Source organism: Cryobacterium sp. MDB1-18-1 (assembly GCF_004402735.1).
GTDB classification, from domain to species: Bacteria; Actinomycetota; Actinomycetes; order Actinomycetales; family Microbacteriaceae; genus Cryobacterium; species Cryobacterium glucosi.
This window is the reverse complement of record NZ_SOFR01000073.1, coordinates 1-14833: the sequence shown is the minus strand read 5'-3', so window position 1 is coordinate 14833 and position 14833 is coordinate 1. Positions and strand designations below refer to the sequence as shown.

The following is a 14833-nucleotide window of genomic DNA, read 5'->3' as shown; positions in this document are numbered from 1 at the left end:
TGTGGCGTTTTTGCAGGCTCAAGGATGAACATGCCAGAAGCCTAGTTGCGCAATGGCGCAAAGGTGATCGTGACAGCCTGAGCATCGTGCTCTGACGGCGCTCACTGAAATTCCCCAGTTCTGCTCACTGAAATTCCCCACTCCGGGTCGCTTCCGCTCATAGAAGCGGGCCTTCCTCGATGCTGATGGTCTTCGACCACACACCAGCCCGAGAAAGGCCCTACTCCTATGCTTTCAGAGGAGGACGACGTGGACATCCACGCGCTCAAACGGCAAGGGATGACGATCAGTGAGATCGCCCGCCGCACCGACCACGACCGCAAAACCATCCGCGCCTACCTGGCCGGCCAACGCACCCCCGGAGTGCGGCAACGAGCGGCCCCGGACCCGTTCGACGCGTTCATCGCCTACGTCACCGCCCGCCTGGTCGAGGACCCGCATTTGTGGGCGGCGACGCTGCTGGACGAGCTCGTCCCGCTGGGCTTCAAGGGGTCGTATCAGACCCTGACCCGGCAGATCCGAGACCGGAACCTCCGGCCGGCCTGCACGGCCTGCGCTCACGTGACGAAGCGGCCCAACGCGATCATCGAGCACCCGCCGGGCGAGGAGACCCAGTTCGACTGGGTCGAACTGCCCGACGCCCCAGCCGCCTGGGCGTTCCCGACCAAACGCGCCTACGTGCTCGTCGGGTCCCTCGCCCACTCCGGGGTTTGGCGGGCGGTGATCTCCCCATCGATGGACCTGCCCCACCTGCTCGCGGCGATGACGGTCCTCCTGGGGCTGCTCGGCGGGGTGACGAAGACGTGGCGGTTCGACCGGATGAGCACGGTGCTGAAGGCCGGGACGAGTGATCTGACGCCGATGTTCGCCGCGTTCTCCAAGCACCACGCCGTCAGCGTCGTGGCCTGCCGGCCCCGGTCGGGCAATCGCAAGGGCGTGGTCGAGAAGAACAACCACACCGCCGCACAGCGCTGGTGGCGCAACCTCCCCGACGATGTCACCCTTGAGCAGGCACAGCAACGCTTGACCGCGTTCGCGACCAGGCAAGACGGCCGGCGCCGCGAGGGCCGCGACGGGTCAACGACTGCCGCGGTCATGTTCGCTGCGGAACGGCTCCAACCGTTGCCGCCGACGCTGTTCCCGGTGGTGGTGACCGAGGAACGCACCGCGACACGGCAGGCGCTGATCGATTGGCGCGGGAACCGGTACTCGGTCCCGCCAGAGCTGGCCGCGACCCGCGTCGTCGTCCGCCAACGCCTCGGCGCGACGACCATCGACATCGCGACGGTCTCCGGCGTTGTCCTTGCCCGCCACACGCTCGCGGAGGCCGGCCTCGGGGTCACGATCCGCGACAGCGGACACATCACGGCGCTTGAGACCATCGCGATGGCCGCAGCGCCTCCCGACCGGCCGCACCGGAAGAAGGAACGCATCCCGCCCGGCACCGCGGCCCGCCGCGCGGCCCGGGCGCTGACCGGCAGCACCGAACCCACCACCGTGATCAGCCTGGCCGCCTACGAGACGGCCGCGAAGAACAGGAACACCCTCCGATGAACACACCCCTCACCACCACCGAAACGACCGCCACGACCGTGACGACGGCAACTGCGGCGAGCGTCTATCAGCAGCTGCGCGGCCACCTCACCGAGCTGAAGCTCGCCGACGCCGCCGACGCTCTGCCCCGTGTCCTGGACCAGGCCCAAGCCGAGGGCTGGAGCCTCACCCACGCCCTCGAACGTCTGCTCGCCATCGAGGTCACCGCGACCGATGCCCGACGCCTCTCGGGCCGGTTCCGCTTCGCGAACCTCCCCACCGGCGCCACCCTGGACGACTTCGACCTCGACGCCGCCTCCGGCATCGACCGAAACCTGCTCGCCGAGCTCGGCACCTGCCGCTACCTCGAGTCCGCGATCAACGTGATGTTGATCGGGCCGCCCGGAGACCAGGAACTCCACCACTCAGCGGGACGTGACCTCACGCAGTTGGGTGCCGCGCCCCGGTCATCCGTGTGCGTGACGGCACAGCACCCGGCCGAAGCGGGTCCCGCGCCCTCGATGACGAAGCTCCTATTACGTAATTCGTTATTGTTATTTGTATTTCGTTTACGTATTGCGTTCTGAGTGATATGATATTGGCATGAGTCTTCCCGAAATCACCGATGTGCGTACCTGCGGTTTCCCCGGCTGCGAGGAGCCCGTGGACGCCACGCCCGGTGTCGGCCGGCCCGCCGGCTACTGCATCAACCCCGCCCACAACCGGGCCGCTGCGTGGCGGGCACGCCGCGCGGAGTCCGGCCGCATCGAGTGCACGGTCGAGGAGGAGAGGCTCCCCGTCGACGCTGCACGTCAGCGGGCGAGCGTGTTGCGCTCTCAGGTGGCCGGGATGGTTGAGCACCTGCAGCAGCAGCTCGTCGTCCTCATCGACGAGCTGCGCACGGTCGCGGATCCCGATGCGGCCGAAGCACAGATCGAGGCTGTCACCGCGGGCGCCGCCGAGCAGGTCGCGTCCGCGGCCGCCCGCGCCAACCGGGCCGAAACCGCCACCCGAAAGGCCGAGGCCGAGCGGGCCGAAGCCGACGCGGCAGCCGAGGAATCCGCTGCCCTGGTCGACGAACTCCGTACCGTCCTGGACGCGCTCGAGCAGCGTGCCGCCGCCCTGGAGGGCGACCTGGTCGTCGCCGGCGAGGACAACGCACGCACGGCCGCAGAGATCGTCGCCCTCACGGTCCAAGTGGCCGCTCTGACCGACGAGAACGCCGCCACGACCGCACGGCTCACCGAGGCCCGGGAACTCGTCACCACGGCCACCACGGCCAAGGACGAGGCCCTGGCGGCCGGGCGTGACGCCGCCGTACAGGCCGACGCCGCCGTGGCGCGCGCCGATCGTGCGGAGACAGAGGCTGCGAACACCCGCGAGTCGCTCGACCAGGCCCGGGTCGAGCGCGAGAGCGCACGCGCGGAAGCGCTCGTCCTCACCGGGTGCCTAGCCACGGTCACCAGTGAACGCGACAGTGCCCTGGCCGAGGCCGCCCGGGAGTGTTCCTACGCCGAGCAGCGCGTCACCGACGTGCGGGACACCCTCGAGCAGCAGCTCACCCAGCTGCGCGCCGACCTGGACCAGTCACGCACGAGCGAACGCGAGCAGCGCACCCGCGCCGACCGCGCCGAAGCACAGACGGTACGCCCCAAACAGAAGTAGACCGCCAGCCCACTCCCCCGCTGCGCCCTGAGTCGCGAGAGGATCCTCGACAGGCCGTGTGCCTGGTCGTTGTCGGCGCCGGCGGTGGAGGCGGTTCGTGGTGGCTACCGGAAGTTCTTCGTCGAGTCCGTCTCGTTAGGGTGACCGGTCGCGGCCTTCGTGATGTACACGCGTCCAGGCTTCTTCGCCTTCGCGTTCGGCTCGTCAACGGCGTACCACAGGCGAGCACCGTCAGTGACCTTGAACTGCCACTGCGGCAGGACCACGCCATCGACCAGGACCGTGGAGAGATCCCCACGGAGTTGGTAGCAACGGTCAGGGTCGTACCGCGCAGGATGCGCGGTGAGATAGTCGTAGGCGTCCGCGAGGGCATTCTTCGCGGACGCCTTCAAATCCGTCCAGCCTCGTTGGGCTGCGGTGTTGCCGAAGAAGATCTCGTACTCGGTGCCCTTGATCGGTCGCGGAACCGCGACGCCACGCTTCCCCGCCACCTACGGGCGTTCGACGCGAACCGGGGCGGCGGGCAGCTCGATCGGCTCGACAGGTCGCATGCCCATCGCGTAGGCGACGGCCGTTTCCTGCCACTCCTGCTGCGCCCGCAGCAGACGCTCGAACGTGCCGAGCTCACTGGCAGCGTAAACGAGCTGCTCGATCTCAGCCGCGTACGCGGCGAGCTCCCCCGGGGTGAACTCCCCCGCCCAAGCGAACAGATCAGTCAACGCCGCCGCGACGTCGCCCTTGTTCCGGCCGATCGCCCGGATCAGCCTGCTCGAGAGCGCGATACCGTTCTCGAGGACGTCGAGATCGTGACCGCGCAGGATCACGAGATCGTCACCATCACGACGCGTGATCCGGACCTGACCCTCATCAATGTGGGCCAGAACCTCCTTGGGCTTACGCAGAAGGTCAGTAAAAGTCGCTGTACTCATGCCCACACACTACATCAGATAAATATCTGATTAGCTGAGTGGTCGCCCGACCGGCAGCGGCGAGCTATCGCCATCGTATGGCTCCCCCGCGTTGTGCAGGAGTTCTCTGCGTTCCACTTCGGCTTGGATCGCTCGTTCGACGAAGTCAGACCAACTCTTGTCGCCCTCGAGGTGGCTCGTAGCCCGGTACGTTGCCCGCGCGCGATCTCTAGTCTGCGCAGACAAGTACGTGGTCATCCTCGCGGTCGGTTCTGCCATAAGGGCAGGCTTCCGTGCCGGAGCCGCAGCAGGCTTGGACGGCTTGGGCTGCTGAACGGGCTGCACTGTGGGTTCGGTGCGGTTTCTGGCTTGCAGACGACTCAAGTCGGGAGTCCCGGCACGGTGCGCTAAGCCGCCGATTTGTCGGCTGGGGGTGTCGTCGCTCATGCGAGGGCCTCCTGGTTCTCGGCCGCGGTGATTCGGGCCACAACTTCTTGGGTGATGGCTTGCAGGTCGTCTGCGACGGATGAGGCTGTCCGAGGTGCGAGAGCTTGTGCCTGGGCTTCGCCTCGGCGGATCTCGAACCACTTCGGGCCCTTTCGTACCTCCGCGTCGAGTTCGTGGACGAGGAGGCCCCGTTCTCGTGTGGCCTGGGCGGTTGCTTCGCTATGACGGACCGTGGCGGTGAAGACGACGTTGTTGTCAGCATTGAAGAGCTCCGCGATGTGTTCGCGAGCTTCGCGCTGGACGACGTGGGCGGATGTGCCGACGTCGACGAGAACGACGCCCAGCAAGTCGAGGGTCGGATTCACGCCCAGGACGGCGTCGAGGCGTGCAGCGACAGCGCCGAGTCCCTTGCGACTTGATTTGTCGCTCTTCACAGGCACGAGTGCCCACCTGGCAGCGGCGACGGCGGCCGTCTGGAGGGTCTCATCGCCGGGCGGGCAGTCGATGAGGATCATGTCGTAGTCGCCGGCGAGCGGGGCGAGTAGATGCGCGACGGCGAGCTTGGCGCCGTCTGGGTCTTTGTTCGCCTTTGCAGAGAGCCCGGCCGTGGCTTGGTCGAGAGCAGGGCCTCCCGCGAAGACGTCCAAGTTCGGTCGGACTTCCTTGATTGGCGCTGCTCCCCCGCCGAACATGAGTGCTTGTGCGAGTGCACGACCGGTGTCGTCTCTGTCGTCGTCGGTGTATCCGAGATCTTCAGCGAGATTGCCTTGGGGGTCAAGGTCCACGAGCAGCACGCGGTATCCGTTGTTGGCGAGCATGCCACCGATGTTGGCGGTGAGTGTCGTCTTGAGGACACCTCCCTTGCCGTTGATGACAGCGATAACGCGTTCCAAGGCGGTGCGATCGAGTACCTGAGTCATATTCGCTCATTTCGTTTGACGTCAATAATGACAATACAGCTAATACTTCCATTAGTGTCATTAGTGGCAATGCAGTTTTACTGCTATCACCAGCATTAACAGCATTGAAGCTATTACTGCTATTACCACTAATGCCTGTATTGCTGCCATTGGGTGAGTGCGCCAGCCCGATTTCACAGGCCAGACCTCCACCCGGCCCGGCGCCGGGGGAGCTTGAGGGGGTCGCCCCTCGCCGGCTGGCCCGTTAGGGCCAGCCGGTTGTCGCGGTTAGATGTTGCGGAGCATGCCGACGATGGTGGGGAAGGGGGAGAGGCTGTCGACGAGGGTGTCGATGGTGCCTGGGTCGGGTGTCTGAGCGAGTGCCGTCTGGATCGTCGTGAGGTGGCTGTCGGTGAGGCCGACGGTTTCGCCGTCTGGGGTGACGCTGACGGCGATGGCGGTGCCGAAGATGACGGTGGGGGGCCGAGGCGGTGGGCGAGCACGGTTGCGGGCAGGTTCAGTGTGGACCCGTTGATGAGTCCTTCATCATCGACGAAGAGGTCGATGTCGTCGGCGAGGCCGACTGAGCTGCTGCGGGGATTTCGGACAGCGGAATTAGTGTTTTCTTCTACGCTGCCAGGGCTGGCTGTTGATAACCATAGTGGACTTCGTTGGGTCTGCGGTAGCCGAGCGCGGAGTGCCGGCGTCGGCTGTTGTAGAAGCCCTCGATGTAACGGATGACGTCGCTGCGCGCTTGGCTCTTTGTCGCGTAAACGGTCCGGCTTGCGGGCAGTCTCTGGGCAGGACGCCGTGAAGCGCTATTGTCCACTGTGTGAGCAAACGCCGACGATCCGGACTCTTTCTTGCGATCGCGGTCGTCCTGTGGCTTTCGGGATTAGCTCTCGGTTTGTTCGCAGGAGAGCTAGTCTGCCGCTTGGTCGGAGTGGTCTCTTTTGCCGCAGCGATTCCATTTGCAGTCGTCGGCGGCCGCGGTTTACGCGACCTTCGATGATGTCCCTCAACCGGATGCGCTGTCTGCTAACGGACAGCTACCCCATGACCCGACTGATCCGCGTAAAGTCTCGGGAACATGAGCGCAGATGGCTGGGCATCGATCGGAGGCTAGATTGACCATCGTTCTCGGCGTCCTATTTGTCGGCGCGGGTCTTGCGGTATCGACGTGGTCGGGGATCCTTGCGGCTCGGGCCGCAGGCGAGCGGCAAATACCGCTCTGGAGAAACGGCCAAGGTTACCGACGCCCGCTGGCCAGCGTGCTCCTACTGCTGCCTGCTGTGCTCCTCCACGGAATCGGGGCGGCCTTCTTCTTTGTCAGCTGGGGGCCAGTCGCCATTCTCCTATTCAGTTTGGTGTTCGTGCCTCCGGCAGTAGTCATTGCCATTCACAACAGATCTGCTCGGGCGAATACTTAGCGCTCGGTGCATTCGCGGCGCTGGAAGTTGAACCATGCCACGATGACTCCATGTCGAGTCTCCGCCATCTCTCGCCTTGGTACTGGACGGTCCTCGGGTCAGTCCTGGTTGTGAGCGGTCTATGGATATCCGATCTCGTGTGGGGCAGGGCGCCCCGTTGGCTGATGCTCTTCGTCTGGATTGTTTTCATGGGGGCAAGCAGCTACACATTCCGCATGTTGTGGAAGCTGTCGAAGGTTTCTGTAGTTCACTCAAGCCAGCGAAAATCGGACGAGAAAGGCTTTGAATCCAGCGGAACGGGCGTGAAATGAAGCCACGTTCTCGAAACTGAATCCCCGCGTACAGCTTTACCTCTGAGGGTTCCCGAGTGAGACCACGGCGACACTTCTGAGAGTGGATGGTCTGGCGCCTGAATCTGTGTCCGTAAGGGTCCCGTTTGCAAGCAATGTGACCCGTGGCGCTACGGGCTGGACACGATGATATCTTCGGCGAGGGTGCTGCCACGGCGGTCACGTCGTGTTCCGGCGATAATGCGCGCAACGATCAGCATCACGAGCAAGATCGCAATAAGGACGGGGAACATGTTTCCAATCAGCCACAGCGCTCCGTTCCATGGTGAAAACACGCTTGGGTCGAAGCCCCCGGTTTGTTCAGACCGTGCACCGAGGTAGTCGCTCTGCACGTCAACGAAGACGGCGACCACGATGGCTACAGCCAGCGAAACCGCCGAGACCACGATCGCCGCTGTGAACATCACTTTCAACAACGGTGCGGTCCGATAGTCACGGTTTGCCTCTGGCATGACGCTGACAGTAGCAGCCGATGTTCCCTTCGGACTCAACATCGGCCCGCTCAACCCTCGGGCGGAATTTCCCCAGCTCTGTCGCGCTTCCCTTCCCCTCTTACGGGCACATGGCTCGACCCTGCCTAGCCTCGACCGCATGGTCAACAAGGTCAGCACCGCGGCGTACTCACGCCGAGCAAGGGAGTACACCGAACTCTTGGGGTCGATGGCTGCCGTGCACCCATCCGATCTCCAACTCGTTTCTAAGTGGGCCAGCGATGTCGACGGGGAAATCGTCGATGCTGGGTGTGGTCCAGGTCATTGGACCAACTTCCTCGCGGAGCAAGGCTATGTTGCTCGCGGAGTCGATTTGGTGCCCGAGTTCGTCACGTACGCCACGAACACCTTTCCCGGCGTGAGCTACACGCTTGGCAGTCTCGACTCACTCGACGCCGACACGGGTTCAATTGGCGGGATCCTCGCCTGGTACTCCCTCATTCACTACGGGCCCGAGACGATACGGATTCCTCTCCACGAGTTCAGTCGCGTGCTCAAACCAGGCAGCACGCTGCTTGTCGGATTCTTCGAAGGCCAGACGGTCGAGGAATTCCCCCACGCCGTCACGCCGGCATACCGATGGCCCGTGGATGACCTCGGCACCGCGTTGAACGCGACCGGTTTCGACGTGGTCGAATCGCACGTCCGGAAGACCGCCGGCCAACGCCCGGTGGCAGCCATCGTCGCCCGACGCCGCGATGACCACTGAGGGATACGAACGAAGGAACTAGCAAATGTTCGACATTGCCTTTTCATCGCGTCAGCCCCCGATCGAATAAGAATCGCCCCAGCCGAACTTGCACTGTTTCGATAGCACAATCTTGTGCTACCTTTGCAGCACAATGCTCGCGATGCTCGCGAGGGATTCGATCTTCTGGGGGCCTCGATGAACTTCCTCTTTCTCTTCGTGCACGCCGTTCAAGACCTGCTACCTCTGGAACTGGCCATCACCTTCGGTCTTGTCCTCTTCGCTCTGTCGTGGGTACGTCCCCGGCGGATGGTTTCACTCCCCCAGACCGGGCGGCGCACGGCAACTCTCACCTGGGCGGGAGTGGCGGGTTCATTGCTCGTGGTTGTTGTGGCGACGGCGGTCAGCGCGATCGCAGTGTCGACCTATGACGCATCCGGGTATGACGGTTGGTGGCGCCGGCCGGCCCCGCTATTCACGGCGACACTGGTTGTCGCTGCGGCAGCCGTCGCGCTTCGACGGATCCCTCTTCCCGCACCGGGAGAACGGTCGATTGTTCCGCGGCGCTCCTGGCACGCGTTCGCCTCTCGCACCTTGCTATGGATCTCCGGAATCACCGCCACGTTGCTCGCGCTGACTGCAGGGTGGCAGATCGCGATCGCTAGGACCGCGCCTCGCGACGGACCATTCTTTGGAAACGTTCCCGCCTACACCGACCTGCCGATCTACATGAGCTTCAACACCGGGTACGGGTATCTGTCCGGCGCAGGGTGGCCGAATCATCTCGCCACTCTCGTCGCGCTCGCACTGGCCTGCGCTGTCTTTTTCGCCGTGCTGCACACGGACGCAAACCGGCCCGTGTTCGCCCGATCGACCGCCTCCAGCGCGCGCTCGGAACGAGAACTGACCGCTCGACTGTTCGCGTTCATCCTGCTCGGTGGGCTCATCACCACGCTCGGAGCCGTGTGGATGCACACCGGTTCCTCCGGGCAAGCTCTGGTCGGATTGGACGAGCAATGGGTCTCCGACAATCAGTCCTCCCCGCGCATCCTCGTAGCCGGCGGCTACGACACGATCGCCCGCCCCATAAACCTCCTGGGCTATGCACTCCAGGCCGGCGGAGTCGCTTTCCTACTCCGCCTTGCGGTTGACACCGCCCGCGCCGCACTCGCGACACGGCGCTCGCGCCTCGCACCAATGGAGTCTGAAGTCTCGACCACCGGACCACGGCGATGACAGGGACCACGCCGAGCTCTGCGGATGAAATCGATGCGCTCTTCCGCGGGGCGATCCGCTCCGGACAGCTCGGTGACGGCGAACGCCTGCCAACCGTGCGACAAACCGCCAGAGATTTCGGCGTCGCACAGGCCACAGCCGCAAAGGCCTACAAGTCCTTGGAACGCGACGGACTCATCGTCACCCGCACCGCCGCCGGCACCCGCGTGGCCCCCGGGGCATCCCGGGCACCACAAGCAGTCATCGAGCACGCCCGAGCACTCGCAGAAGCAAGCGAAGGCGCACTCGTCACCCTCGAAGACACCATCGCAATCCTCCGCGCGGTCTGGCGCACAGAGGCGACGCACTGCCCGCGTGACGTTCGGCTAACGGGAGGCTTTTCAGACCTATGAGCGTGGCAGCAGGATGAGGGACGACGAAGCCGTCGTACGCCTGCTCAGGAGCCCTAGCTACCAGGCCGCCAGTGTAGTCGCCAAGTCCAACGGACCCCGGCCAGCTAGCCAGGCCATGAATAACCGCCGCTCACGGGAAGTGCCGAGCCGGTCGGCGGCGGTGGCAAGCAACACTGGTAGATCCCAAGCAACGTACTCATCCGGCCAATCCAAACTGGTGTAGCCAAGACCGAGATCGACATGGTGCATCTCCACTTCACGAAGCCGGTGCGCCGGGCAGGCAGCTACGCCGTAATCACCTCCTCCGAGAAAGTGGCCGTTGGGCCACCCAGCAGCCGCGCATTGGGCGAAGACCTCCTCAAGATTCGACAGGCTGGACCTGAGGTCAGTGATGATTTCCTCGGCTTGCCTGACTGCTCCGTCCTCTATCTCGCGTCGGCGCTGTTCTTGGCCGTGTGCGTACTTCGGAGCATCGGTTCCGTGAAGTGCTCCCGAGAGGCGACGTGCATGGGCGTCGGCGTTGCGAGCAAGATGTGTCAGAACATGTCCGACGGTCCAGCTAGGCAGAAGACTCGGTGCTCGGACATCCTTGTTCGACAGTTGCGCCACGCGGCGCAGCAAGCGCGCCTGCCCGTCGGAGCACAGTTGGGATGCTCGTTCCGGATTGCTCTCAAGATCCACGAAAGTACGACTCCTCTTCTTGGGCTCAGCGTTGTCAGCCTGCCACCCCACCAGCTCATCCGTCCGCATTACTGGGTGGCCAATGTCCTGTTTCGCGGAGGCGCTGTTTCGGGGCTCAGGTTTCCAGCCGTGGACTGGCGAGCGTTCGACGACCGGACACAGTGAGTGCCGCACGGTCATGCACAGTCGCCGTGGGATGCTGATTCTGTGGAATTGAACACAAGTGCCGATAGGCCGTTCGTTGTCATCCGACCGTATGTTCACGCGGATGCTGCAGACACGTTGGCGATCTTCCTTTCCGCAGTGACCGAGACCGCTGCCGCCGACTACTCGCCGGAGCAGATTCAGGCGTGGGCACAGCCAGAAGCGCGCGAGCTATCCACTTGGCATACGGCGATGCCGGCACGGAACAGTTACGTGGCGACCCTGGATGGCTCGCTGGCAGGATTCTCCGACGTGGACTCTGAGGGGTATATCGACATGATTTTCGTCGCCCCTCGCTACCTGCGACGCGGGGTGGCACGGCAACTGATCGGCCACGTGGAGGCCCGCGCGCGCCAGGAGCAGCTGACAGAGCTGACAGCTGACGTCAGCACTACAGCCCGCCCCTTCTTTGAGCGCTCCGGATTCACCGTCGAGGCAGAGCAACATCCGGTCACGGCCGGCGTGCAGCTGACTAATTTCAAGATGAAGAAGAAGCTACGCGTTGGCGAGGTGGTTCTGAGCGGGCAGCTTGTTTGTCTCACCCAGGACCAAGCGGGAATTGTCCGGGAACATCTACAACTGCACCTTGACCTCACCCGCGCCGAACCGGGATGCCTTCGTTCAACGTCACCCGGACGAGCAATCCCCTGGTGTGGCAGGTCGAAGAGCGCTTCGAGCACGCATCCGCCTGTGAAGCCCACCAGGAACGTGTCGCCAGAAGTGAGTGGGGTCACGCCAGCGCGGGAATCGAACGCCGCTACTCCGTGATCAGAATCTAGCCGCTCGCCCGTTCCGACAGCTATCCATCCGTGACACCCAGGTGGGCAACCTTCTGCCTCGGCAATTCACGCTCCGTACGCGTCACTCAAGGTTGGCATTTGGACTGATATTGCGGACGCTCTCACGAACGGGTTCAGCCCGAATGAAGACGTTGTCGCTCCGATGCAGGAGACTGCAGACATGGAACTCACCCGGCGCTACCGAGTCATTCTGATCGCAGCACTACCGAGCGGTTTCCTCTTAGGTGCAATCGTCTTCGTGGGATTTTCGGTCTTCGGCAACCCCGACTGGCGGGCATATCTGACGCCGGGCGCAGTCTTGAACGGTGCCACGCAGTTCGGCGTGGTTGGCCTGGTGGTTGCAGCCTTGTCTGTGCTCGGAGGGGCTCTTTCAGTCGCCTTGGTTGCCCGGAGATTAGTCCACGAGAGCGCGGCCAGAATACTCGCGGGCGGCTTGGGCTCAGCAGTCGGAGTGGGCATCGGCGGCATCGCGTTGGGGCTCGCGCAGAGCAGCACCTTCACCGCATTCGTCGGGCTTCTGCTGGCGCTACCAGCGGGCATAATTGCCGCAATCGGCATCGGCTCGACAGATCGGGGGGCAAGGAGCTGACCCAGCGGTCCTAATCGCCCCGTAAAGGTTCCCAAACGCCTGGCTTGTCGGATGCCGGGGATTATGTCCTAAAGGTTCTTCCCGACGGACGTGACCGGGGGCTTTCGATCTTCTTTGGTGCCCGACGCTCAAGAAACATTGCCGCAGCCAGTATTCCAAGGGCGACAGCGACGGCCGAGAGACTGCCAGGTTGAATGAAAACGGCCGCGACTAACAAGGCCATCGCCACTCGGAATCCGGCCGTGCGCACCCCAGGCCGAGAAAAAAGCACGGCCGCCAGGATGACGATCACGGCGGTGACAAGAACTACTGTCACGGGGAGAAGGGGCTGGACCCAGTAGTTGACACCGGGTGCCTGATCACTTGAACGGGCGCTTGTCGCGTACCAGGTTGACCAGCTGAACATGGCAATGGGAAGAATCGAGATGCCTGCCATGAGCCGCGACTGCAGCATCCCCGCAGTTGTTCGGCCGGCCGAGGCAATACCGAGAGCGAACAGCAGAATCACGCCGTAGACACCGAACGTACCCACCCCAACGCCGATGTAACTAATACCGTCCGCGCAATAGAACGAGCCGGGATCATCGCTGCCCATCCGCAGGAAACTACACTGGAAGTGCAGCTCATCACGCACGAGCGACAGCAGGAAGCCGCTCCCCACAAAAACGGATACGACGAAACCGACACTCAGACTCAGTGTCGCGCTGCCCCTCGGACTCACGGCATCCTGCTCACGACGCCCAGCCCACGCCATTACGGTTCATCCGCCCACCTTATTGTCCTTTCGGCGTCACCTGCCCAAAGAGAAGCGGGTGCGCCCCGTGTTCGGGTCTGACATCTGACATCTGAGATCTGAGATCTGACGTCTGACGTCTGACGTCGCGTGGGACGCAACGGACCGGTCGTGGCGAACGTGCGGTCGTCCGGCTGCGATTCGGACCGGTGAGGGTTCCGTTTACGGAGCCAACCCGAGGAACTCCCGCAGGTTTTGTACGCCCTCGACTTCTAGTTGGTGCTCGGGTCGGTTCAAGGTCTCGGCAGTCAGAACCAGTTTTTGGTTCAGGGCCATTTCGCCGTCGCGCCTCTTGAGCCGACCGACTCCGTTTTCCTGGTATCCGACTTTTCTCGACACCGCGAGCGACGCAGGGTTGTCCACCAATGCTGCCGAGGTGACCTCCACGGCGTCCAGGTGATCGAACATGAAAGCGCAGAGTGCTTGACGCATCATCGTCCCGATTCCTTGACCGTGGTGCTTCATTCCGAGCCACGAGCCCGTTTCCCCTGTTCTCGTGACGAGGTAGTCCTTGGTCGAGATGCTCTGGCAACCGACGATTTCACCATTGAAGCGAACCGCGGTCTCCAACGTCCAGGACACTGACGACATTTCGGCTCGCTGTGCCCAGTGGTACTGCAGGAGCCTCAGCCGCACCGCGCCCGTGGATCCCAGCGTCCAGGGGAAGAAGAAGGGCATCTCAGTCGGCGCGTGGATGCCTGCCTGGGCGAGCGCATCGAGGTCGGGAAAATCAGCGTCGCGGACCGGAGACAGAGTTACTGGACCGCACGTGATTTTCAGTCCAAAAGGCGGCCACAGCTCATCAGTTGATTTGGACATGTGACCAACCTATGTGCGCCAACCTCTGCACCGCGGAGGGTTCCCTTGTGAAACGAGGAGCGGGGCCGGCCCTGACTCTGCGACTGGGCCCAAATCCGTGTCGCTCGAGGTCCGTTCGCGGGCGGCAGGTGAAGCTTTCTAGGTTAGGTAGATGCTTATCCTCGAAGCGCCAGATGCTGAGGGAATACTGCTGATCGGATCGGGTGCCGGTGGCGACCCTCGCCGGTACAGCACTGTGCTCGACTCCCTCGCAGCTATCGGATTCACGGTACTGGCACCCAAGAACGAACGGTTCGACCCGCGGACCGTGACGACGGAGCAGCTCCTCGATCGCGCGCACGGCCTGGCGGCTGCTCTCTCGAAATACGCGCGTACCGATCTGCCGGTGGTCGCCGCCGGGCGGTCCGTATGCGGTTGGGCGGCCCTGTGCCTGGCCGGAGCTCATCCATTGGATCGCGACGGCAAGCCGCTACAGGTTGATGCCGAGGAACGAGTGACGCGGCTGGTCCTGCTCGCGCCGACCGTCGGCCGTTTCCAGGCCCCTGGGGCACTGGTGGACGTCACGGTGCCCACCGACGTTTTTGTGGGGGCGAAGGATTCCATCACTCCTGCATCAATGGTCGAGATCCTGCAGTCAGCACCCGCCATGGTGAGCATTCACACGGAGGAGAATGCCGGTCACTTTGACTTCATGACCGACCTCCCTCCAGGAATGACGCCCACGCGCGGACTCGACCACGCCATGTTTTTGCGCGAGCTCGCCTCCCAGATAGCCGTTGCCATCCATCAATGAGACTGCGAAACGGAGGCTGTTATGTCTCAGGACATCGGTGACAGTTCTGCATCAATAGATCGGTGACCATTCGGCCGTGTTTGATGGTGACACTTCTCCCTGATTCACATTTGAG

General features: G+C 63.4%; 16 protein-coding genes and 1 pseudogene. 9 read left to right on the top strand and 8 right to left on the bottom strand.

The window, feature by feature from the left end:
• Window positions 1-228: 228 nt before the first annotated feature.
• Genes istA through E3O50_RS19255 form a run of 3 tightly spaced genes read left to right on the top strand, consistent with a single transcriptional unit; the run spans window position 229 to window position 3198 of the window.
• Window positions 229-1554, top strand: a complete 1326-nt coding sequence (gene istA / locus E3O50_RS17530) for an IS21 family transposase (RefSeq protein WP_134559692.1) — start codon at window positions 229-231, stop codon at window positions 1552-1554.
• Entirely contained in the window at window positions 1551-2120 is a 570-nt protein-coding gene (locus E3O50_RS17525) for an ATP-binding protein (RefSeq protein WP_241975410.1), read from the top strand. The genes istA and E3O50_RS17525 overlap by 4 nt, the downstream gene beginning before the upstream one ends.
• A 16-nt stretch (window positions 2121-2136) precedes the next feature.
• Window positions 2137-3198 carry a hypothetical protein gene (locus E3O50_RS19255; protein ID WP_166790677.1) on the top strand — a complete coding sequence of 354 codons (1062 nt, stop codon included), beginning with the start codon at window positions 2137-2139 and terminating at the stop codon, window positions 3196-3198.
• Window positions 3199-3302: 104 nt separating this feature from the next.
• On the opposite strand, the gene E3O50_RS17515 is transcribed toward E3O50_RS19255, so the two are convergent.
• The 5 genes and pseudogenes from E3O50_RS17515 to E3O50_RS17495 all read right to left on the bottom strand — a co-directional run bounded on the left by E3O50_RS17515 (window position 3303) and on the right by E3O50_RS17495 (window position 7684).
• Window positions 3303-3689 (bottom strand): hypothetical protein, encoded by a 387-nt coding sequence (locus E3O50_RS17515; protein WP_134559690.1) that lies wholly within the window; start codon window positions 3687-3689, stop codon window positions 3303-3305.
• Window positions 3690-4127: a hypothetical protein gene (locus E3O50_RS17510; RefSeq protein WP_134559688.1), complete on the bottom strand. Its 438-nt coding sequence runs from the start codon at window positions 4125-4127 to the stop codon at window positions 3690-3692.
• Window positions 4128-4549: 422 nt separating this feature from the next.
• On the bottom strand, window positions 4550-5473 hold the full coding sequence (locus E3O50_RS17505; RefSeq protein ID WP_134559686.1) for a ParA family protein: 924 nt from the start codon (window positions 5471-5473) through the stop codon (window positions 4550-4552).
• 607 nt (window positions 5474-6080) lie between these two features.
• Window positions 6081-6233, bottom strand: a pseudogene (locus E3O50_RS17500) (IS3 family transposase); the annotation flags it as partial.
• Window positions 6234-7342: 1109 nt separating this feature from the next.
• Window positions 7343-7684 carry a hypothetical protein gene (locus tag E3O50_RS17495; RefSeq protein ID WP_134559684.1) on the bottom strand — a complete coding sequence of 114 codons (342 nt, stop codon included), beginning with the start codon at window positions 7682-7684 and terminating at the stop codon, window positions 7343-7345.
• A 139-nt stretch (window positions 7685-7823) separates the two neighbouring features.
• On the opposite strand from E3O50_RS17495, the gene E3O50_RS17490 reads away from it, so the two are divergent.
• The 3 genes from E3O50_RS17490 to E3O50_RS17480 all read left to right on the top strand — a co-directional run bounded on the left by E3O50_RS17490 (window position 7824) and on the right by E3O50_RS17480 (window position 10039).
• Entirely contained in the window at window positions 7824-8432 is a 609-nt protein-coding gene (locus E3O50_RS17490) for a class I SAM-dependent methyltransferase (RefSeq protein WP_134559682.1), read from the top strand.
• A gap of 177 nt (window positions 8433-8609) precedes the next feature.
• A complete protein-coding gene (locus tag E3O50_RS17485; protein ID WP_134559680.1) occupies window positions 8610-9647 on the top strand; it encodes a hypothetical protein in 1038 nt (345 codons plus the stop codon).
• Entirely contained in the window at window positions 9644-10039 is a 396-nt protein-coding gene (locus E3O50_RS17480) for a GntR family transcriptional regulator (RefSeq protein ID WP_134559678.1), read from the top strand. The genes E3O50_RS17485 and E3O50_RS17480 overlap by 4 nt, the downstream gene beginning before the upstream one ends.
• Before the next feature lie 57 nt (window positions 10040-10096).
• On the opposite strand, the gene E3O50_RS17475 is transcribed toward E3O50_RS17480, so the two are convergent.
• Window positions 10097-10720, bottom strand: coding sequence for a maleylpyruvate isomerase N-terminal domain-containing protein (locus tag E3O50_RS17475; RefSeq protein ID WP_166790675.1), 624 nt, complete (start codon window positions 10718-10720; stop codon window positions 10097-10099).
• 207 nt (window positions 10721-10927) lie between these two features.
• On the opposite strand from E3O50_RS17475, the gene E3O50_RS17470 reads away from it, so the two are divergent.
• Both E3O50_RS17470 and E3O50_RS17465 read left to right on the top strand, forming a co-directional pair.
• Window positions 10928-11692 carry a GNAT family N-acetyltransferase gene (locus E3O50_RS17470; protein ID WP_241975409.1) on the top strand — a complete coding sequence of 255 codons (765 nt, stop codon included), beginning with the start codon at window positions 10928-10930 and terminating at the stop codon, window positions 11690-11692.
• Window positions 11693-11884: 192 nt separating this feature from the next.
• Complete coding sequence (locus tag E3O50_RS17465; protein WP_134559674.1) at window positions 11885-12313, top strand: hypothetical protein; 429 nt, start codon at window positions 11885-11887, stop codon at window positions 12311-12313.
• 61 nt (window positions 12314-12374) lie between these two features.
• Here the strand turns inward: E3O50_RS17465 and E3O50_RS17460 are convergent, their stop codons facing one another.
• Together E3O50_RS17460 and E3O50_RS17455 are read right to left on the bottom strand one after the other, a co-directional pair.
• A complete protein-coding gene (locus tag E3O50_RS17460; protein WP_134559672.1) occupies window positions 12375-13034 on the bottom strand; it encodes a hypothetical protein in 660 nt (219 codons plus the stop codon).
• 234 nt (window positions 13035-13268) lie between these two features.
• Window positions 13269-13925 carry a GNAT family N-acetyltransferase gene (locus tag E3O50_RS17455; protein ID WP_134559670.1) on the bottom strand — a complete coding sequence of 219 codons (657 nt, stop codon included), beginning with the start codon at window positions 13923-13925 and terminating at the stop codon, window positions 13269-13271.
• A 151-nt stretch (window positions 13926-14076) separates the two neighbouring features.
• On the opposite strand from E3O50_RS17455, the gene E3O50_RS17450 reads away from it, so the two are divergent.
• Window positions 14077-14718, top strand: coding sequence for a hypothetical protein (locus E3O50_RS17450; RefSeq protein ID WP_134559668.1), 642 nt, complete (start codon window positions 14077-14079; stop codon window positions 14716-14718).
• Window positions 14719-14833: the final 115 nt, after the last annotated feature.